Source organism: Kitasatospora sp. NPDC090308 (assembly GCF_044769485.1).
Classification (GTDB): Bacteria; Actinomycetota; Actinomycetes; order Streptomycetales; family Streptomycetaceae; genus Kitasatospora; species Kitasatospora fiedleri.
The window spans coordinates 251,454-270,312 of record NZ_JBIVXY010000003.1 but is presented as its reverse complement, the minus strand read 5'-3'; the positions used below and the strand labels follow the sequence as shown (position 1 = coordinate 270,312).

17 protein-coding genes are annotated in these 18,859 nt (G+C 74.9%); 9 read left to right on the top strand and 8 right to left on the bottom strand.

The window, feature by feature from the left end:
- Window positions 1-9: 9 nt before the first annotated feature.
- Window positions 10-471 (top strand): nucleoside deaminase, encoded by a 462-nt coding sequence (locus ACIQVD_RS08705; RefSeq protein WP_402287102.1) that lies wholly within the window; start codon window positions 10-12, stop codon window positions 469-471.
- An 87-nt stretch (window positions 472-558) separates the two neighbouring features.
- Here the strand turns inward: ACIQVD_RS08705 and ACIQVD_RS08700 are convergent, their stop codons facing one another.
- On the bottom strand, window positions 559-2,373 hold the full coding sequence (locus ACIQVD_RS08700) for a hypothetical protein (RefSeq protein WP_402287100.1): 1,815 nt from the start codon (window positions 2,371-2,373) through the stop codon (window positions 559-561).
- A gap of 252 nt (window positions 2,374-2,625) precedes the next feature.
- On the bottom strand, window positions 2,626-4,125 hold the full coding sequence (locus ACIQVD_RS08695; RefSeq protein WP_402287098.1) for a lipase maturation factor family protein: 1,500 nt from the start codon (window positions 4,123-4,125) through the stop codon (window positions 2,626-2,628).
- Window positions 4,126-4,370: 245 nt separating this feature from the next.
- On the opposite strand from ACIQVD_RS08695, the gene ACIQVD_RS08690 reads away from it, so the two are divergent.
- Both ACIQVD_RS08690 and ACIQVD_RS08685 read left to right on the top strand, forming a co-directional pair.
- The gene (locus ACIQVD_RS08690; protein WP_402287096.1) at window positions 4,371-5,390 is read left to right on the top strand and encodes an EamA family transporter; all 1,020 of its coding nucleotides are present in this window, start codon (window positions 4,371-4,373) and stop codon (window positions 5,388-5,390) included.
- Between the two features lie 161 nt (window positions 5,391-5,551).
- Window positions 5,552-6,646, top strand: a complete 1,095-nt coding sequence (locus ACIQVD_RS08685; protein ID WP_400678807.1) for a sugar ABC transporter substrate-binding protein — start codon at window positions 5,552-5,554, stop codon at window positions 6,644-6,646.
- Window positions 6,647-6,727: 81 nt separating this feature from the next.
- On the opposite strand, the gene ACIQVD_RS08680 is transcribed toward ACIQVD_RS08685, so the two are convergent.
- Window positions 6,728-6,967 (bottom strand): hypothetical protein, encoded by a 240-nt coding sequence (locus ACIQVD_RS08680; protein ID WP_402287093.1) that lies wholly within the window; start codon window positions 6,965-6,967, stop codon window positions 6,728-6,730.
- A gap of 135 nt (window positions 6,968-7,102) precedes the next feature.
- On the opposite strand from ACIQVD_RS08680, the gene ACIQVD_RS08675 reads away from it, so the two are divergent.
- Entirely contained in the window at window positions 7,103-7,600 is a 498-nt protein-coding gene (locus ACIQVD_RS08675) for a hypothetical protein (protein WP_402287091.1), read from the top strand.
- Here the strand turns inward: ACIQVD_RS08675 and ACIQVD_RS08670 are convergent.
- On the bottom strand, window positions 7,579-8,601 hold the full coding sequence (locus ACIQVD_RS08670; RefSeq protein ID WP_402287089.1) for a DMT family transporter: 1,023 nt from the start codon (window positions 8,599-8,601) through the stop codon (window positions 7,579-7,581). The two genes, ACIQVD_RS08675 and ACIQVD_RS08670, sit on opposite strands and share 22 nt — an antisense overlap.
- Window positions 8,602-8,667: 66 nt before the next feature.
- Between ACIQVD_RS08670 and ACIQVD_RS08665 the strand changes: the two genes are divergently transcribed.
- Window positions 8,668-10,083: a PLP-dependent aminotransferase family protein gene (locus ACIQVD_RS08665; RefSeq protein WP_402287087.1), complete on the top strand. Its 1,416-nt coding sequence runs from the start codon at window positions 8,668-8,670 to the stop codon at window positions 10,081-10,083.
- Window positions 10,084-10,112: 29 nt separating this feature from the next.
- On the opposite strand, the gene ACIQVD_RS08660 is transcribed toward ACIQVD_RS08665, so the two are convergent.
- Window positions 10,113-10,961, bottom strand: a complete 849-nt coding sequence (locus tag ACIQVD_RS08660; RefSeq protein WP_402287084.1) for an EamA family transporter — start codon at window positions 10,959-10,961, stop codon at window positions 10,113-10,115.
- Between the two features lie 251 nt (window positions 10,962-11,212).
- Between ACIQVD_RS08660 and ACIQVD_RS08655 the strand changes: the two genes are divergently transcribed.
- The 3 genes from ACIQVD_RS08655 (at window position 11,213) to ACIQVD_RS08645 (ending at window position 13,998) form a co-directional block, all read left to right on the top strand.
- Window positions 11,213-12,145 carry a 1-phosphofructokinase family hexose kinase gene (locus tag ACIQVD_RS08655; RefSeq protein ID WP_402287728.1) on the top strand — a complete coding sequence of 311 codons (933 nt, stop codon included), beginning with the start codon at window positions 11,213-11,215 and terminating at the stop codon, window positions 12,143-12,145.
- Window positions 12,146-12,373: 228 nt separating this feature from the next.
- The gene (locus tag ACIQVD_RS08650) at window positions 12,374-13,201 is read left to right on the top strand and encodes a helix-turn-helix domain-containing protein (RefSeq protein WP_400678801.1); all 828 of its coding nucleotides are present in this window, start codon (window positions 12,374-12,376) and stop codon (window positions 13,199-13,201) included.
- 77 nt (window positions 13,202-13,278) lie between these two features.
- Window positions 13,279-13,998 carry a class I SAM-dependent methyltransferase gene (locus tag ACIQVD_RS08645; RefSeq protein ID WP_402287081.1) on the top strand — a complete coding sequence of 240 codons (720 nt, stop codon included), beginning with the start codon at window positions 13,279-13,281 and terminating at the stop codon, window positions 13,996-13,998.
- A 4-nt stretch (window positions 13,999-14,002) separates the two neighbouring features.
- On the opposite strand, the gene ACIQVD_RS08640 is transcribed toward ACIQVD_RS08645, so the two are convergent.
- Window positions 14,003-14,995 carry a YdcF family protein gene (locus tag ACIQVD_RS08640; protein WP_400678799.1) on the bottom strand — a complete coding sequence of 331 codons (993 nt, stop codon included), beginning with the start codon at window positions 14,993-14,995 and terminating at the stop codon, window positions 14,003-14,005.
- Between the two features lie 116 nt (window positions 14,996-15,111).
- The gene (locus ACIQVD_RS08635; RefSeq protein ID WP_400678797.1) at window positions 15,112-17,175 is read right to left on the bottom strand and encodes an MDR family MFS transporter; all 2,064 of its coding nucleotides are present in this window, start codon (window positions 17,173-17,175) and stop codon (window positions 15,112-15,114) included.
- A gap of 70 nt (window positions 17,176-17,245) precedes the next feature.
- On the opposite strand from ACIQVD_RS08635, the gene ACIQVD_RS08630 reads away from it, so the two are divergent.
- Entirely contained in the window at window positions 17,246-17,935 is a 690-nt protein-coding gene (locus tag ACIQVD_RS08630) for a hypothetical protein (protein WP_402287078.1), read from the top strand.
- Here ACIQVD_RS08630 and ACIQVD_RS08625 read toward each other — a convergent pair.
- Entirely contained in the window at window positions 17,913-18,830 is a 918-nt protein-coding gene (locus ACIQVD_RS08625; RefSeq protein ID WP_402287075.1) for an NAD-dependent epimerase/dehydratase family protein, read from the bottom strand. The genes ACIQVD_RS08630 and ACIQVD_RS08625 overlap by 23 nt on opposite strands.
- Window positions 18,831-18,859: the final 29 nt, after the last annotated feature.

The following is an 18,859-nucleotide window of genomic DNA, read 5'->3' as shown; positions in this document are numbered from 1 at the left end:
AGGTGGCCGGTGGACGGTGGGGTGACGGCGGAGCAGGCCCGGACGTGGCTGGACGTCGCGGTGGCCGAGGCGGAGGCCGGACTCGCGGAGGGCGGCATCCCGATCGGGGCCGCGCTCTTCCGGCGGGACGGACGGCTCCTCGGACGCGGACACAACCGGCGGGTCCAGGACGGCGACCCGTCCCTGCACGCCGAGACCTCCGCGTTCCGGGACGCCGGACGGCTGCGCGGCTACCGCGACACGGTGATGGTCACCACCCTCTCGCCCTGCTGGTACTGCTCCGGCCTGGTCCGCCAGTTCGGCATCGGCCACGTGGTGATCGGCGAGTCCACCACCTTCACCGGCGGCCACGACTGGCTCGCCGCCCACGGCACCGGCATCACCCTGCTCGACGACCCGCGCTGCGTACGCCTGATGACCGACTTCGTCACCGCCCGCCCCGACCTCTGGTCCGAGGACATCGGCGAATGACCCCCGACCGCCCCCGCCGGAACGGCACCGCCCGCCGCCGCGCACCAGGCACGACGACGGGCGGAACACCCCACTCCTGACGGAGCGTCAGGCCCGCACGGAAGCCACCGCGGCCCCCAGCGCCTCCTTGATCCGCGGCCCGAGCCGACCGAACCCGAGCTCCTTCATGGCCGCCCGCAGCAACTCGTCGTCACTGCGCTTCTCCCCGTCCGCGTCCAGCCAGGCCACCAGCGCGACCAGCTCCTCCGCGGAGTACCCGGTGATCGGCTTGCCGGGCGTCAACTCGGGCTTGACCGGCCCGGCCGCCACCACAACAGCCTCCGGCTCGGGCTCCGCGACCTCGGGCTCGGGCTCCGGCTCGGGCTCGGCTACAGCAGCCTCGGGCTCCACGGCCTCCGGCTCCACCGCAACGGGCTCGACCTCGGGCTCGGGCTCCGGCTCCGCCACAACGGCTTCCGGCTCCACGACCTCGACCTCAACGGCGACAGCCTCGACCTCAACGGCCTCCGGCTCCGCCACAACGGCCTCAACGGCGACAGGCTCCGGCTCGACCACAACAGCCTCAGCCTCGACCGCCACAACCTCGATCTCGACGGCCTCCGGCTCCGCCACAACGGCCTCAACGGCGACAGGCTCCGGCTCGGCCACAACGGGCTCAGCCTCGACGGCCTCCGGCTCCGCAATCTCGACCGTGGCCTCGACCTCGGTCTCCGCCACCGGTTCAACGGCCTCGACGGCGATCTCCGCCTCGGGCTCCTCAGCGGCAGCCTCGACCTCGATCACCGACTCCTCGACGGCGACCTCAGCCTCGGTCTCCACCGTCGGCTCCTCGGCCACCGGCTCCGAAACCTCAGCCTCAGCCTCGGTCTCGGTCTCCACCTCGGTCACGGTCACGGTCTCCACCGCGACAGCCTCGGTCTCCACCACCGTCTCCTCGACAGCGGTCTCGACCTCCGCCTCCGCAGCCGTCCGCGGCCCCGCCGCCAGCGCGGCCTTCGCGGCGACGTGCCGGTCGTACGCCGCCAGCGCAGCGTCCTTGTCGGCCTGCCGCTCGTGCAACTCGTCCAGCAGCTCCGTGAGCCCCTGCTCGGCGAGTTCCAACCGCAGCTGGCGCAGGGCGGAGAGGCGGTAGAGGGTGCCCTCGTCCGCGGCCAGGCGGTCGACGAGTTCGGCGAGTTCGGCGAGCGGGAGGGAGTCGAGGGAGCGCTCGGGGAGGAGGCGGGCCAGTGAGCGGACCGCGTCGGTGAGCGACTCCACGACGTTGGCGGTCTCGGTGAGCAGGGTGCCGTCCACGGGTACCGCGGGGCGGGAGGCCGCGGTGGAGAGGATGTTCCAGTCGCGGTGGGCGGCCGCGGCGGCGACCAGCGCGGCGTGCAGGTCGGCGCGGCCGGGGCGGGTGCCGGCGGCGGCGAGGGCGCGGGCCTGGGCGCGGAGCTGGCGGCGGCGGTTCCAGCCGAGCTTGGCGCCGCTGTCCTTGCGGTAGGCGGCGCTGCCGGTCGCGGCGGCGAGCTCGACCAGGTCCTGCTCGTAGACCTCGGTGCGCAGCGTCGCGCTGGTGGCGTGGACGCGCTGGAGGAGTTCGAGCAGGGTGCTGAGGCCGCCGAGGGTGTCGGGGATGTCGAGGCCGGCCTTGGCGGCGATCGCGTTGGCGGCCCGGCCGATGGCGCGGGTGTCGCGGCTGCGGAGTTCGGCGAGGACGGTGGACGCGGCGCGGGCGTCCTCGGGCCCGGTGAGCGTCTCGGCGGCCTCCAGCCAGGGGTTGGCGTCGGCGGTGAGGGTGAAGCCGCCCTGGTCGGCGAAGCGGCCGAGTTCCTCACGGGTGCTCTGGCGGGTCTCGCCGTCCGTCGCGGACGCGGTCTCGGACGCGGCGTCGTCGGCGTCGTTCAGGGTGCGCACTGTCATGTGAAGTCCGGTTCGTGGCGTTTGGCGGGCAGAAGGACTGGCGGGGCGGGTGGGGTGGTTGCGGCGGTGGTGGCGTCGCGGGAGGCCAGAATACGGGTGCGCGTTCGAGCCGTGCACGCACCGGCCCTCCGTGAAATACCGGGCCGCGGCGGACCGGTGGCGGTGGGCGCGGGCCCGTCCGTGTGGTCCGTATGGTAGGGAGCGGCACCGACAGTACGCCCCGCCGGGGTGGGGGCCGGGCGTTGGGTGGGGTCATCGGCGCTCTCCGCTCGTCCGGCCGGGGGCGCCGGGGGCACGGCCGGGGGAGGCGTCCGCGGGCAGGAAGCGGCGCAGTTCGGCGAGCCCGACGGGCGGCTGGTGGTCGCGGACGTGGTCGCGGTGCCACCAGGCGCCGGTGTCGCGCAGCTCGGGGCCGTCGGTGAAGCGGTAGCGGTACAGGTGGGCCCGGACCAGCGCGGGCGGCGCGTCGGGGAAGGGGTTGCGGCGCAGCAGGCGCAGGGTGGCGGGGTCGTTGACGAGCAGGCGGGCGAGCAGCGGGAGGAACCAGGGGCGGGCGTAGGACGGGGAGATCGCGGCGAACCACATCAGCCAGTCGAGCCGCAGGTGGTAGGGCGCGAACTGCCGTGGCAGGCGGCGCACTTCACCGGGTTTGCCGGGGAACTCGTACTCCTGCCAGCCGTCCGCGCCGCGCGCGTCGCGGGTGCCCTCGATGACGATCTCGTACCTGGTCCGGTTGACGGAGCCGAACGCGCCGTAGCTGTTGACCAGGTGGAGGCGGTCCCAGGAGCGGTTCATCTGCTGGCGCGGGGAGACCAGGTTGCGCGCGGGCTGCCACGAGCGGGCGAGCACCAGCAGGGCGTACGCGGCCACCAGGGCCTGGTACCAGGCGGGTTGGCCCGGGTACCCGTGGTCGGGGCCGATCGGCAGGGCGCGGCGCAGGGTGCCGGTGTCGAGGACGGACAGGGCGAGGGCGACGGTGAGCCAGTTCAGCCAGGCGAAGTTGCCGGAGGCGATCAGCCACAGCTGGGTGGCGACCATCAGCAGGGCGGCGTCGGAGGCGATCGGCTGCGGGAGGAACAGGCCGAAGGGGACGGCGAGTTGGACGACGTGGTTGGCGGCGGCCTCGACCTTGTGCAGCGGCCGGGGCAGGTGGTGGAAGAACCAGCTGAGCGGGCCGGGCATGGGCTGGGTCTCGTGGTGGTGGTAGAGGCAGGTGAGCTTGCGCCAGCAGGCGTCGCCGCGCCACTTGATCAGTCCGGCGCCGAACTCGACCCGGAACAGCAGCCAGCGCAGCAGCCACAGCACGGGCAGCGGCGGGGCGACCCGGTCGTTGCCGAGGAACACGGCGAGCGCCCCGGCCTCCAGCAGCAGGGACTCCCACCCGAAGGCGTACCAGGTCTGCCCGGTGTTGACGATCGACAGGTAGAGGACCCAGAGCAGCGCCCAGAGCGCCATCGCCGCGCCGAGCGGCAGCAGGTTCGCGGCTCCGGCGAGCAGGGCGGCGGACAGCAGCAGACCGGTCCGGGCGAGGACGGCGTAGAGGCGGTCGCTGTAGTGCCAGTGGAACAGGCTGGGGGCGCGGCGGAACGGGACGCGGGCCAGGAAACGCGGGATCGGGAGCAGGCCGCGGCTGCCCAGCAGGGCGCGGAACTGCCGGGCAGCGGCGAGGAATCCGCAGCCGTAGACGAGGGCGAGCAGGCGCAGGAACAGCTCGCGGGCGAGCCGGTACTCGGGTGCGGCGAACCATGCCATGCGGCCGCTCCTCCGATCGGCTGCGCCAGGGCCCGCCCCCATGCCTACCATCCGGCGCGGCCGGGGCGGCCCGGCTGGGGGCGCGGTGGTGCGCCGGTTCATCCGGTCGGCCCTGTCCGGCGTGCGGTGGAGGGGATTCGCCCGTAGTGACCCGTACCGGGTGCCGAAACTCCCTGCCGGGCGCGGGCGGAGTGTGGTGTCATTCCGCCGAACGCCCGTGTCAGGACCAAGACCAGGAGACGCCCATGTCCGCGCCCTCCCCGCAGACCCCGGCCGACGCCGACCCCGACTGTCCGACCCCGGGGGCACCCCCCTCCGACGCGTCCCCCGTCCCCGCCTCCGCCACCGGCCCCGCGACCGCGACCAAGGCCGCCGTCCGCCCGGGCGGGCTCGGGGCGGCGGTGTGGGCGGCGCTCGGCATCGTGTACGTGGTGTGGGGATCGACCTACCTGGCGATCCGGGTGGTGGTGGAGACCATGCCGCCGCTGCTGTCGGGCGCGCTGCGCTTCGGCGCGGCGGCGCTGCTGCTCGGGGCGGGCCTGGCGGTCCGTCAGGGGTGGCGGGCGCTGCGGGTGACGTGGCCTCAGTTCGGCTCCGCGTTCCTGGTGGGCGCGCTGCTGCTGGTCGGCGGCAACGGGCTGGTGGTGCTGGCCGAGCGCACCGTGCCGTCGGGGCTGGCGGCGCTGATGGTGGCGAGCGTGCCGCTCTGGGTGGTGCTGCTGCGCCGGGTGTTCGGGGTCCGGACCGGCGGGGCCACCCTGGCGGGGGTGCTGCTCGGGCTGGTGGGCCTGGGGGTGCTGACCGCGCCGGGCCTGACCGGCGAGGTCGGGCTGTCGGGGCTGCTGCTGGTGGTGGTCGCGGCGGTGGTGTGGGCGCTGGGCTCGGTGCTGGCGGGTCGGCTGCCGATGCCGGCCGACCCGTTCGTGGCGAGCGTGTACGAGATGCTGGCGGGCGCGCTGGGCGCGCTGGCGCTGTCGTTCGTCCGGGGCGAGCCGGGCCGGTTCGCCCCGGGGGCGGTGTCCGCCGGATCGTGGGCGGGGCTGGTGTACCTGGTGCTGTTCGGATCCATTGTCGCGTTCACGTCTTACGCCTGGCTTTTGCAGCGCGCGCCGCTGACCCTGGTGGCCACCTACGCGTACGTCAATCCGGTGGTGGCGGTTTTCCTCGGCTGGCTCTTCCTCTCCGAGGCGCTGACCTGGCCGATCATGCTCGGCGGCGCGATCGTGGTCGGCGGCGTGTTCCTGGTGGCGCGTAACGAGCGATGAACGCTCCGTAGGCAAATCTCCCGGATTGCATTCAAGAAGGTAACGACTTGGCTGAATCACCCCCACCAATGATTTACTTCTTGACGACACATGATGGGTGGGCTTGACTCCCCTTCACCTCGCCGTAGGGACACGGCGCTGTCAGGGAGGCACCACCCACCATGAACTCGATGACGCGTCGACTCGTCATCGGCACGGCCGCCGTGTCGATGGCGCTGTCGCTCGCCGCCTGCGGGGACGACAAGCCCTCGTCCTCGGGCAACCAGTCCATCGGACTGCTGCTGCCCGAGCGATCCTCGTCCACCCGCTACGAAGCGTTCGACAAGCCGCTGATCCAGGCGTCCGTCGAGGGGCTGTGCACCAAGTGCGCCCTCGACTACGCCAACGCCGACGGCGACGAGAAGGTGCAGAAGGAGCAGTTCGACGCACTGCTCTCGCGCGGGGTCAAGGTGATCCTGCTCGACCCGGTGAACGCCGCCGTCACCGCGCCGTGGGTCGAGGAGGCGAAGAAGAAGGGCACCAAGGTCATCGCGTACGACCGGCTGGCCGCCGGCGACGTGGTCGCCTACATCTCCTTCGACAACCAGCGCACCGGCGAACTCCAGGGCCAGGCCCTGCTGGACGCGATGGGCAAGGCCGGCAAGAAGCCCGCCGACTCCGACATCCTGATGATCAACGGTGCGGAGACCGACCCCAACGCCGCCTCCTTCAAGACCGGCGCGCACCTGGCGCTGGACGGCAAGGTCAAGCGGATCGCCTACGAGCAGTCCGGCGAGTGGAAGCCCGAGGTCGCCTCGGCGAAGATCGACGAAGCGGTCTCCAAGCTCGGCAAGAACGGCTTCCAGGCCGTGTACTCCGCCAACGACGGCATGGCCGGCGCGATCATCGACGCCCTGCACAAGGCCGGGCGCACCGACGTGCCGGTCGGCGGGCAGGACGCCTCGCTGGACGCGATCCGCCGGATCCTCACCGGCGATCAGGCGTACACCATCTACAAGCCGTACCAGCCGGAGGCCGAGGCGGCCGCCAACATGGCGGTCTACCTGGTCAAGGGCATCGACATCACCTCGGTGGCCGCGGCCGTCACCCAGTCCGGCGACAAGCAGATCCCCTCGATGCTGCTCACCCCGGTCGTCGTCACCAAGGACAAGATCACCGAGACGGTGATCGACGGCGGCCTCTACAAGGCCGAGGACATCTGCACCCCGCAGTTCGCCAAGGCCTGCAAGGACGCCGGCATCCCCGGCTCCTACTGACCGGAGCGGGCGGCGCGGCACCTTGTGCGGGGGTGCCGCCCCGCCCGCTCCACCTCGACGGAACCGCCCGTCCCGGCCGGTTCACCCGTCTCGGCCGGTCCGACCGGTTCGTCCGTCCCGGTCGGCGAGCAGCCCGGCGGGGATCCCGAACAGCAGCCACGGCACCGTGCTCACCGCCATCACCAGCGACGAGGCGTTCACGGAGCCGGTCAGGTGCGCCACCACCAGCAGCAGGCCGGTGCGCAGCACGCCGTCGCCGGTGTTGGCCGGCACGGACGCGCCCAGCAGCACCCGCAGCGGACGGTTCGGCTCGGCGCTCACAGGCGGAAGCCAGTGCCGTGGCGGAACGTCCTCCCGGCGACTGGGAGCGAGATCACAGGACGGCGACGCGGTACCCGCGGCGGTCCGGGCTGTGATGCACTGGGCGCCTTGCCGAACGATGGGGAGCGTCGCGCCATGGACTTGCAGACCGACTACTTCCGGGCCGCCGACGAGGCCGCCGTGCGGAAGGTGATGACGAGCGGGGAGCGCCCGGCCGCCGAGGTGTTCGAGTCGGTGCGGGCCTGGGGGATCGACCCGACCGTGGTCCTGCCCCGCCTGGTGTCCGCGCTGCGCGAGGAGGACGCCCCGGCCCCCGCCGAGGACGGCCCGGACCGCTCGGTGTGGCCGACCGGCCTGCAGCCCTGGCACGAGGAGGCCCCGGCCACCGCCGTCGACTTCGAGGACCCGTGGATGACCGGCCCCTGGGTGGTCGAACTCTCCGACGAGACCCGGGACGCCCTGGCCGGCGTGCAGCGCAAGCGGCTGCCCCAGCTCACCAGCCAGTGGGCGCGCACCGAAGAGGTGAAGAGCGTCGAGCGGATCGAACTCATGAAGCTGATCCACCAGTTGGGCGTCCTGGCCCGTCGCGCGCAGCAGGACGGGCAGCACCTCTACTGCGTCCTGACCGCCTGACCGTCCGCCGCCCGCACCCGCTCCGCCACCTTCTCCTCCGCCCTCTCCTCCGCTTTCCCCTTCCACCAGGCCCGCTTCCGTCCGGTCCACTTCCGTCCGGCCCGCTTCCGCCCGGCCCGCTGGGTGGCCGCGATGCAGGCGACGACGGCGAGGGCGGTCGGGACGGCGGTGGCCGGCAGTGTCTCGGCGAGCAGCAGGACGGCCCAGCAGAGCGTCAACAGCGGCTGGGCGAGCTGGAGTTGGCTGGCGCGGGGGACGCCGATGGCGGCCATGCCGCGGTACCAGACGACGAAGCCGCCGAACTGGGAGACCGCCGCCAGGTAGGCCAGTCCGGTGACGCCGTGCCAGTTCCACTGCACGGGTTCGACGGTGAGCGCGAGCGCGCCGGTGAGCGCGGTGACGGGCAGCGCGGCGACCACGCCCCAGCCGATCACCTGCCAGCCGGGCATCCGCCGGGCCAGCCGCCCGCCCTCCGCGTAGCCGAACGCGCAGACCAGCAGGGCCCCGAACAGGTACAGGTCGGCGGTGGTCAGGCCCGCGCCGCCGCTCTGCTGGACGGTGAAGGCGAGGACGACGGCGGCCCCGGCCAGCGCGGCGGCCCAGAACGCGCGCGGGGGCCGCGCCCCGGCCCGCAGGGCGCCGACGGCTGCGGTGGCCAGCGGCAGCAGGCCGATCACCACGGCGGAGTGCGCGGTGGAGGAGAGCCGCAGGGCGAGCGTGGACAGCAGCGGGAAGCCGACCGCGCAGCCCACCGCGACGGCCGCCAGGCCCGGCCAGGCGGACCGGGGCGGGACGCGGGCGCCGGTGGCCAGCAGGCAGGCCCCGGCGAGCAGTCCGGCGAGGATTCCGCGCAGGCCGGTGACCGTCCACGGGCCGAAGCCCTCCAGGGCCCAGGCGGTGGCGGGGAAGCTGAACGAGAAGGCGAACACCCCGAGGGCGGCCTGGGCGGTGCCGCCGACCGCTATCGGGCGAAGTGCGGTAGCGCTATCGTTGTCTGACATACAGGACGGTAGCAGTTGCCGCCCGCCGCTCGGAAGGGCTGTCCCGCCCCCGGAGGAGAAGAGCAGATGACCGTCCAGGAGCTGACCGACGCGCTGCGCGGCACGGTGTTGCGCTACTCCCCGGGGGAGCGGATTCCCAGTAGCAGGGAGCTGGTGGAGCGCTACCGGGTCAGCCCGGTCTCGGTGTCGCGGGCGATCCGGGAGCTGGTCGCGGAGGGCGTGGTGGTGTCGCGTCCGGGCGCGGGGGTGTTCCGGGCCGGTCCGCGGCCGGCGCCCGCCGCGCGGGGCGACTTCTCCTGGCAGGAGGTGGCGCTGAGCGCGCAGGCGGGCGCGCCGCCCGCCCGGGTGGTGGACGCCTCGGGGGTGCTGGCGGCGCTCGCGCTGGCCCCGCCGGAGGTGATCGACCTGAACAGCGGCTACCCGCACGCCTCGCTGCTGCCGGAGCGGGCGCTGGCCGGTGCGCTGGCCCGGGCCGCCCGGCGTCCCGGGGCGTGGGGGCGTCCGCCGCTGGAGGGGCTGCCGGAGCTGCGCGGCTGGTTCGCCCGGGAGGTGGGCGGCGGGGTCACGGCGGCGGAGGTGCTGGTCACCGCGGGCGGGCAGAGCGCGCTGACCTGCGCGCTGCGCTCGCTGGCCCCGCCCGGCGCGCCGGTGCTGGTCGAATCCCCCACCTACCCGGGCCTGCTGGCGATCGCCCGGGCGGCGGGGCTGCGCCCGGTGCCGGTGCCGGTGGACGCGGACGGGGTGCTCCCGGAGCTGCTGGAGGAGGCGTTCGCGGCGTCGGGGGCGCGGCTGTTCGTCTGCCAGCCGCTGTTCCAGAACCCGACCGGCTCCGTTCTGCCCGCGGGGCGGCGGCGGGCCGTGCTGGCGGCGGCGAAGCGGGCGGGGGCGTTCGTGGTGGAGGACGACTTCGCCCGGCTGCTGGCCCACACCGACGCGGGCGAGCTGCCCGCGCCGCTGGCCGCCGACGATCCGGACGGCGTGGTGGTGCACGTCCGCTCGCTGACCAAGGCGGCCTCGCCGAGCCTGCGGGTGGGGGCGCTGGTGGCCCGGGGCCCGGCGCTGGCCCGGTTGCGCTCCGTCCAGGCGGTGGACTCCTTCTTCGTGCCCCGTCCGCTCCAGGAGGCCGCCCTGGAGCTGGTCACCGCCGCCGAGTGGCCGCGCCACCTGCGGTCGCTGGCACGGGAGTTGACCGAGCGGCGGCAGCTCTTCGCGGCCGCGCTGGCCGCCCGGGCGCCCGCCCTGCTGCCGCCGGGCCTGCCGCGCGGGGGCTTCCACCTCTGGCTGCCGCTGCCCGACCGGGTCGAGCCGGCGGCCTTCACCGCCGCCGCCCTGCGCCACGGCGTCGCCCTCTCCCCCGGCCAGAACTACTTCACCGCCGAGCCCGGCCCCCGCGCCCGGGTCAGCCTGGCCGCCGCCGAGCATCCCGCCCAACTCGCCACCGCCGCCGACCGGTTGGCCGCCGCCCTGGAGTCCTTCGACTGACGGACCGTCAACTCGTCTTCCCTTTCCCCTCAGTGGACGAGTTCCAGCAGTGCGATGCCCGCCAGCACGGTCGCGCTGGCGGCCAGTCGCAGGGTGCCGAGGCGTTCGCGCAGGACCAGGGTGCCGATCAGGGCGGCGATGACGATGGAGGTCTCGCGCAGCGCGGCGATGGTGGGCAGGTCGCCGACGGTCTGCGCCCAGACCACCAGCCCGTACGCGGTGAGCGACATCAGCCCGCCGGCCAGTCCGACGGCGCGGCCCTCGCGCAGCGCGGGCCGCAGGGTGCCGCGGCGGACGGCGACCACCGCGGCGAGGACGGCCAGGCCCTGGAGGAGGAACATCCAGGCGATGTACCCGGCGGCCGAGTGCGCGGCGCGGACCCCGCCCGCGTCCACCACGGTGTACCCGGCGATCAGCACGCCGTTGCCCAACGCGGCTCCGATCGCCGGGAGTTGGTCCCGGCCGGGGACGCCGCCGACCAGCGCGAGCCCGGCCAGGCCGAGCGAGATCACCACGACGGCGGCGAACTGCCCGGCGGGCAGCGGGCGGTGCAGGACGGTGGCGGAGAGCAGCGCGACCACCGCCGGGGAGGTGCCGCGGGCGATCGGGTACAGCTGGCCGAAGTCGCCGAGCCCGTAGGCGCGGACCAGCAGCAGCTGGTACCCGGTCTGGAGCGCGGCGGAGGCCAGCAGGTACGGCAGGGCGCCCGCGCCGGGCGGCGGGACGAACAGCGCGAGCGCCCCGCCGAAGGCCACGAACACCAGGTTCATCTGCGCGATTCCGGCCATCCGGTCGCGCACCCCGTGCACCAGCGCGTTCCACACGGCGTGCAGCAGCGCGGCGGCGAGCACCACGAACGGGACGGCGCCCTGACTCACGGGTTCTCCCTCCACAACGGTCCGACCCCAAAAGATGTACAGCCAACTTAGCGCCCCTCGCCGTCCCGCCCACCACCGCCCCCGCTCCGGCCGCACCCCGGCCGCCCCCCACCCGCGGGCCGGACGGCCGAGAATCCCACTTCCCTGCTCGAATCTGCTCGAAAACCGATATGATCACGCAGATTCAGTCATGCACACCACCCGTGCACCTGCCCGACGAACAACCGACCACCACCCTGGGGGCGTCCGCCGTGATCCTCACCGTCACGCCGAATCCGGCGCTGGACGTCACCTACACCGTCCCCGGGTTCCGCCCGCACACCAGCCACCGGGTCACCGAGGTGGCCGCCCAGGCGGGCGGCAAGGGCGTCAACGTGGCCCGGGTGCTCGCCGCGCTGGGCCGCCCCGTCCGCTGCGTGCTGCCGCTCGGCGGCCCCACCGGGGAGGCGGTGCGCGCCGACCTGGCCGCCGCCGGGCTGGACCACGCCGCGGTGCCGATCGGCGGCGACACCCGGCGCACCGTCACCGTCGCGGACGGCGCCGACGCCACCGTGCTCAACGAACCCGGCCCGGCGCTGACCGCCGCCGAGTGGGACGCCCTGCTCGACGAGACCGCCCGGCAGCTGCCGCAGGCCGCCGTCCTGGTGCTCTCCGGCAGCCTGCCGCCCGGCGCCCCCGCCGACGGCTACGGTCAACTCGTCGCGCTGGGGCGGCGGTTCGACCTGCCCGTGGTGCTCGACGCGGACGGCCCGGCGCTGCTCGCCGCGCTCCCGGCCGGCCCCACCGTGATCAAGCCGAACGCCGCCGAACTCACCGCCGCCACCGGCCTGCCCGACCCCCGCGACGCCGCCCGGGTGCTGATCCGGCGCGGCGCCGAGTCCGTCCTCGCCTCGCTCGGCCCGGACGGCCTGCTCGCCGTCGACCGCCAGGGCACCTGGCGCTGCGCCCCGCCCGCCGCCGTCACCGGCAACCCCACCGGCGCGGGCGACTCCGTGGTCGCCGCCCTCGCCGCCGGCCTCTCCGGCAACGCGGGCTGGCCCGCCGTCCTCCCCGACGCCGTCGCCCTCTCCGCCGCCACCGTCCTGCACCCCCGCGCCGGCCACTTCGACACCCCCGCCTACCACCACCTGCGCGCCACCCTCACCGCCACCCGGGTCGACGCCACCGCCTCCCTCACCCCCTGACCGCACCCGGGCGGCGCCGCGCACCGGTGCGTTCCGCCAGCCCGGCCACTCCGACGGGTCGCCCGGAACCGGACGCGTCCGGAGGTGCAGCGGGACTGCCCGACGGCACCTGGGCTGTCGGGGTTCCTGGCGTCAGAAGCCGCCAGTGGTACGGGCTTTCCGACGGCTCCGGCGTGCAGCGGCCTCGACCCGCTGTTCCCCGGCCGTTCGGCTCCCTAGGCTGGAGGGGTGCAGCCCGTCGAGCCGCTCGCCCTGTGGGAGATCGCGACGCCGTCGCGGGCCTGGCGGCTGCCCGGGGTGGCGATGGCCGGGTTCCGGGCGCGGGGGGCGGCGGATCTGGGGGTGGTGCCGTTCCCGGCGGTGACGCTGGCGATCGACCTGGGGGCGGAGCCGCTGGTGGTCGCGGACGGGGGGCGGCGGGTGGGCGGCAGCGCGGTGGTGGGGCTGGCCCCGGAGGGGTTGCGCGGGGGCGGGCGGGAGGTGGAGTGCCTACAGGTGCGCCTGTCGCCGTTGGTCGCGCACGCGGTGCTGGCGGGTTTCGCGGCGGAGGGCGGCCCGCTGGTCGGGCTGGACGAGGTGTGGGGCCGGGACGCCGTCCGGCTGGAGGAGCGGCTGCGGGCGGCCCCGTCCTGGGAGTCGCGGTTCGCGCTGGTGGCCGGGGCGTTGACCGCCCGGTTCCCGGAGGGCCGCCGGGTGGACCCGGAAGTCGCTTACGCGTGGCGCGAGTTGGCGCGCTCGCACGGGACGGCGCGGGTGGACGGGCTGGCCGCGGCGGCGGGGTGGAGCCGCAAGCGGCTGTGGTCGCGATTCCGGGCGCAGGTGGGGCTGTCGCCGAAGCAGGCGGCCCGGCTGGTGCGGTTCGACCACGCGGCGCACCGGTTGGCGGCGGGCCACCGCCCGGCGGCGGTCGCCGCGGAGGCGGGGTACGCGGACCAGTCGCACCTGCACCGGGAGGTCGCCGACTTCGCCCGGGTGACGCCGTCCGCGGTGGCGCGCGAGCCGTGGCTGTCGGTGGACGAGGTGGCCTGGTCCGCCCCGGGCTACCTGAACGGGTAGCGCCGGAAGGCCGAAACACCGGGACACCGGAACATTCGTCCAAGACCCGTCCCGGTCCGGGCCGCGAGACTGCGGGCATGACCGAGAACCTGTTCACCTCCCTGTCCCGGTACGGCGTCGACGCGCCCGGTTTCGTCTCCTCGACCACCGCCCTCGGCGCGGCCTGCGCGCTCACGGCCGCCGCCCGCCCGTTCCGGGGCCGGGCGGCGGTGGCGGGCCTGGGGGCCGGGCTGCTGGCGCAGGCGGGGGTGTACCTGCACACCACGCTGCGCGGCAAGTTGCGGGTGTGGGAGCGCGAGTGGGACGCGCTGGGGCTGCGCGGCGACGAGCAGCTGCTGGACCTGGGCTGCGGCCGGGGCGCGGTGCTGATCGGCGCGGCCCGGCGGCTGCCGCGCGGGCGGGCGGTGGGGGTGGACCTGTGGGCGTCGAAGGACCAGAGCGGCAACACCCCGGCCGCGACGCTCGCCAACGCCGCCGCGGCCGGGGTCCGGGAGCGGGTCGAGGTGCACACCGGCGACGTCACCGCGCTGCCGTTCCCGGACGCGGCCTTCGACCTGGTCACCTCCGCCCTGGTCCTGCACAATGTCCCCGATCCCGCCGCCCGCCTGCGCGCCCTGGACGAGGCGCTGCGGGTGCTGCGCCCGGGCGGCCGGCTGCTGCTCGCCGACTTCTCCCCGATGGTCCGCCGCTACGCCGCCCACCTGGGCGCGGGCACCGTCCGCGGCCTCGGCCCGGCGTACTGGTACGGCGGGCCGTGGCTGCCGGTGTCGATGCTGGAACTGCGCAAGGACGGCTGACGGTTCAGACGCTCAGCGACTCCAGCACCAGCAGCGCGGCCACCGCGAGGTTGGCCCACCGGTAGGTGACCAGCACGGCGACGAACTCGCGGATGGTCGCGCTGGGCCAGAAGTACGCGGCGGTGGGCGAGCCGACCACGTGGCCGTTGACGCCCTCGCGGCGGGCGAACACGGCGGCGCGGAAGGCGTGGAAGTTGTTGGTGACGACGACGCAGCGGTAGTCGGGGTCGGCGGCGGCCATGATCGCGTGGCTGAAGCGGAGGTTCTCCTCGGTGGTGCGGGAGCGGTCCTCGCGGATGATCCGGTCGGCGGGGAAGCCGTGTTCGACCAGGTGGTCGGCCATGGCGTGGGACTCGGGGAGCTGTTCGTCGGAGCCCTTGCCGCCGGAGACGATCATGAACGGGGAGCGCCCGCGCTCGACTTGCCGCTCGTACAGGCGGCGGCCGCGCTCCAGGCGGCTGGCGAGCAGCGGCGGGACGCGGCTGCCGTCGCGCAGGCCGGTGCCGAGGACGACCACGTAGTCGACGTCCTCGCGGGGGGTCAGGCGGCCGTACAGGTAGGCGTAGCCGACGAAGCAGACGAACAGGAAGGAGAGGTAGCAGGCGAGCACGAAGACGGTGCGGGCGATCACGACCAGCACCTCGGAGTCGGCCCCGGTCGCGGCCAGCAGCAGGGCGAACACCGCCAGGATGGCGAGGCCGGCCAGCAGGGCGAGCAGGCTGCCGAGGCTGCGGCCCTCCTTGCGGACCATCTTGAGCCCGTTGGCGATCAGCAGCCCGGCGAGCACCAGGCTGCCCAGCGCGGGGGCCAGCACCACCACGATCAGGACGGCCTCGGCGGCGACCGAGTCGGCCCGGTGGAGGGTGGCGAGCAGGGCGAGGGTGAGCAGGGTGACGGAGAGCCCGAGGCAGACGGCGTTGCCGAAGCGGCGCCGGTCGCGCAGCACGCCGACGCCGAACAGCAACAGGAAGACGAGCGCGAGGGCGTACAGGAGCATGGGGGCAGCCTAGGGCCTGTCCTCGCACCGCCCGACGGCCCCGCCCACGGGACGGGGCGGGACGGGGCGGGACGGGGCCGGGCGCGGCGCGGCGGGCCGGGGTCGGTGGCGGGGCGTCAGCGGCGGCCGGCGAGGGTGCTGCCGACCACCGGGATGCCCTCGGCGAGGTCCTCGGCGATCATCCGCTTGGCGATGGTGTCGGCGGCGGCGCGCAGTTCGGCGCTGCGCGGGCGGCCGCGGTCCTCCTCCAGGCGGCGGTTGAGCCAGTCGGCCCAGGTGCGGGTGATGGTCGCGGCCTCCTGCGCGCCGGCCGGGGTGTGCTGGTAGAAGCCGCTGTCGCCCTCCAGGTAGCCCTCGGCGACCATCCGGTCGAAGACCGGCTGGAGCACCTCCGGGGGGATGCGGCGGCGGGCGGCGATCAGGTTGAGGCTCGCGTGGCCGACGGTGCGGGTGAACAGTTCGACCTGCATGACGGCCCAGGCGCCGGCCACGTCGAGGCGGGTGCCGGAGACGTGGACGACCTCCCGGGCGGTGTCCAGCCCGGCGCTGCCGAGGAGTTTGGCGACGGCGAGTTCGAGCAGCCGGGAGGAGTCGCCGGAGGAGGGCTGGGCGAAGCCCTCTCCCATGTCGGAGGAGCTGGCCCGGGCGGAGTCGCGGAGCTTGACCTGCTTGAGGAAGAGCGCGACCACGAAGCCGACCAGGGCGACCGGGATGGTCCACAGGAAGACGGTGTGCAGCGAGTCGGCGTACGCCTGGATGATCGGCGCGGCCTGGTCGGGGGGCAGGTCGTGGACGCCGTGCGGGCTCTGCGCGGCGGCGCCGAGCAGCCGCGGGTCGGCGCCGGTGGCCCGGGCGGACCCGGCGACGCCGTCGGCGAGGTTGGTCTTGAGCGTGTTGGCGTAGATGGTGCCGAAGACGGCGGTGCCGAACGAGGAGCCCAGGGTGCGGAAGAAGGTGACGCCCGAGGTGGCGGTGCCCAGGTCCGCGTAGTCGACGGTGTTCTGCACGGCGATGGTGAGCACCTGCATGCACAGGCCGATGCCGGTGCCGAGCACGAACATGTAGAGGCTGGCGAGCCAGGCGCTGGTGCCGACGTCCAGCAGCGAGAGCAGGTACAGGCCGGCGGCCATCACCAGCGAGCCGACGATCGGGAAGAAGCGGTACTGGCCGGTCTTGGAGACCACGTTGCCGGAGAAGATCGAGGCGATCAGCAGGCCGAGCACCATCGGCAGGGTGCGCACGCCGGAGACGGTCGCCGAGTCGCCGTCGACGTACTGCAGGAAGGTCGGCAGGAAGGTCAGCGCCCCGAGCATGGCGAAGCCGACGATGAAGCTGAGGATCGAGCAGACCGTGAACACCTGGTTGCGGAACAGCCGCATCGGCAGGGTCGGTTGGGCGGCCCTGGTCTCGACCCGGCAGAACAGGGCGAGCGCGACCACCCCGGCCACGAACAGGCCGATGATCACGGCCGAGCCCCAGGCGTACTCGTTGCCGCCCCAACTGGTGGCCAGGATCAGGGCGCTGGCGCCGATCGCGACCAGCGTGATGCCCAGGTAGTCGATGACCGGGCGGACGGCGGACTTGACCACGGGGATGTTCCGGGCGGCGGCGATCACCACCACGATCGCGATCGGCACGTTCACGTAGAACGCCCAGCGCCAGGACAGGTGGTCGGTGAACAGGCCGCCGAGCAGCGGGCCGATCACCGTGGCCACGCCGAACACCGCGCCGATCGCGCCCTGGTACTTGCCGCGCTCGCGCAGCGGGATGACGTCGGCGATGAGCGCCATCGAGGTGACCATCAGACCGCCGGCGCCGACGCCCTGGACCGCCCGCCAGACGATCAGCAGCAGCATGTTCGTGGACAGACCGCACAGGAACGAGCCGATGATGAAGACGATCGTGGAGACCTGGAAGACGATCTTGCGGCCGAACAGGTCGCCCATCTTGCCGACCAGCGCCGTGGTGACGGTCTCCGCGAGCAGGTAGGAGGTCACCACCCAGGACATGTGGGCGGCGCCGCCGAGGTCGGCCACGATGGTGGGCAGCGCGGTGCCGACGATGGTCTGGTCGAGGGCGGCCAGCAGCATGCCGAGCACGATGGTGCCGAACACGACGTTCCGCTGCCGCCGGTCGAGGACGGGCGGGGCTGCCTGGCTGACTTGGCTGGAGGTGGTCACCCTCGCATCGTCACACTTCGTCCCGTTCTGTCCGGTCCGACACCCCGCCACTGCGCCGCACGATCGGCCGGTGGTGCGACAAGGACCGGGGGCCGCCGCGCGCGAGGGCCACGGACAGCCCGACGACGACCGGCACCGCCGGCGGCCCCGACCCGACGAGTTCGACCTCACCGTGCTGCCCACCCTGCCGAACGGCCGCCGGGCGCAGGTCCGGGAACGCGCCGGGGACGGCTCCGCCCGGGAAGTCCCGCCGGACGCCGCCGCGTTGACCCGGACCGCGACCGCCGCGCCGCGGCAGCGGGCGTTCGACGGCCTGGACGCCGCCCCCCTCCTGGCGCCGGACCGGCCCGGCTCCGCGGGCGACCGGATGCTCGCCGCCCTGACCCCGCTGCTCGGCGGCGCCCGCCCGGACACCGGCCGGACCGCGACCGACCTGCCCGGCCGGATCCGGGCCGACGTGTCGGTGGACGGCCGCACCAGCGTCCCGCTGCTCACCGCCACCCCCGGCCCGGCGGCGCAGCTACCCGACCGACCCGACCACCGCCTTCCCTCCCTGCACCCCCGGCAGCGCCCCGGCCGCGTCCGCCGGCGGCCACCCGGCCGACGCCCTGCTCCCCGACGGCACCCGGGTCGGCCTGCGGCTGTGGAACTCCACCACCGGCCACCCCCGAGAGACGCCCGGCACCCCCGTCCGGGCGGCCACCTGAGCCGCACGGCGGGGCCGGGCGCGGTGGCGGTCAGCGGGCCGCCGTCTCGGTGAGGGCGGTGTCCAGGGGGGTGGCGGGCGGGAGGCCGAGGGCGGTCTCGGTGGCGGTGGAGTCGATCAGGGCCGGGCGGTCGTACAGGTAGAGCATCTCCGGGACCTCGGCCATCACCACGTCCGCGCGGGCGGCCCCGGCGAGCGCCTCGGCGCTCATCCGGTTCAGCTCCGGGGCGGGCGCGCCCGCCAACCGGGCCAGCCGGACGGCGAGTTCGCGGGCCGGGGCGTGCGAGGCGGACGGCACGTGCCAGGCCCGGCCCCAGGAGCGCTCGTCGCGGGCGGCGGCGACCAGCGTGCGGGCGGCGTCCCCGGTGTACGTCCAGCTGTGCGGGGCGTCGGGGTCGCCGGGGTAGGCGACCGGCCGGCCCGCCAGCACCGGCGCGGCCACCAGCAGGGTGAACGGCGAGACGGCGCCCGCGCCGAGGAAGTCCCCGGCCCGCACCTCCGTCGCCCGCACCCGGCCCGCCCGGTGGGCGGCCAGCGCGTCCGCCCAGATCCGGGCCCGCACCTCGCCCTTGACGCTGCTCGGCCGCAGCGGCAGGTCCTCGGTGACCGGGCCGTCCACCGGCCCGTAGCCGTAGACGTTGCCCAGCATCACGTACCCGGCGCCGGTCCGCTCCGCCGCGCCCAGCAGCCCGGCCGCCAGCGCCGGGAACTCCTCCGGCCAGCGGTGGTACGGGGGCATCGCGCAGTTCACCAGCGCGGCGGCGCCGGAGGCGAGTCCGGCCAGCCGGACCGGGTCGGTGGCGTCCGCGGCGATCCGCTCGATCAGCGGGTGGACCGGGCCCGCGCCCCGGCGGGTCACCAGCCGGACCCGCTCACCGGCCCGGGCCAGCAGCAGCGCGGTGGCGGCTCCGGTCGCTCCGGCGCCCACGACGACGTACAGGGAGGACATGCGTGCTCTTCTCTCGCTCCGGGAACGCC

Bases quoted from the DNA above. Each gene is read 5' to 3' on its own strand.
- ACIQVD_RS08700 (WP_402287100.1), bottom strand. From the start codon at position 2,373: ATGACAGTGCGCACCCTGAACGACGCCGACGACGCCGCGTCCGAGACC.
- ACIQVD_RS08695 (WP_402287098.1), bottom strand. From the start codon at position 4,125: ATGGCATGGTTCGCCGCACCCGAGTACCGGCTCGCCCGCGAGCTGTTC.
- ACIQVD_RS08690 (WP_402287096.1), top strand. From the start codon at position 4,371: ATGTCCGCGCCCTCCCCGCAGACCCCGGCCGACGCCGACCCCGACTGT.
- ACIQVD_RS08685 (WP_400678807.1), top strand. From the start codon at position 5,552: ATGAACTCGATGACGCGTCGACTCGTCATCGGCACGGCCGCCGTGTCG.
- ACIQVD_RS08675 (WP_402287091.1), top strand. From the start codon at position 7,103: ATGGACTTGCAGACCGACTACTTCCGGGCCGCCGACGAGGCCGCCGTG.
- ACIQVD_RS08670 (WP_402287089.1), bottom strand. From the start codon at position 8,601: ATGTCAGACAACGATAGCGCTACCGCACTTCGCCCGATAGCGGTCGGC.
- ACIQVD_RS08665 (WP_402287087.1), top strand. From the start codon at position 8,668: ATGACCGTCCAGGAGCTGACCGACGCGCTGCGCGGCACGGTGTTGCGC.
- ACIQVD_RS08645 (WP_402287081.1), top strand. From the start codon at position 13,279: ATGACCGAGAACCTGTTCACCTCCCTGTCCCGGTACGGCGTCGACGCG.
- ACIQVD_RS08640 (WP_400678799.1), bottom strand. From the start codon at position 14,995: ATGCTCCTGTACGCCCTCGCGCTCGTCTTCCTGTTGCTGTTCGGCGTC.
- ACIQVD_RS08625 (WP_402287075.1), bottom strand. From the start codon at position 18,830: ATGTCCTCCCTGTACGTCGTCGTGGGCGCCGGAGCGACCGGAGCCGCC.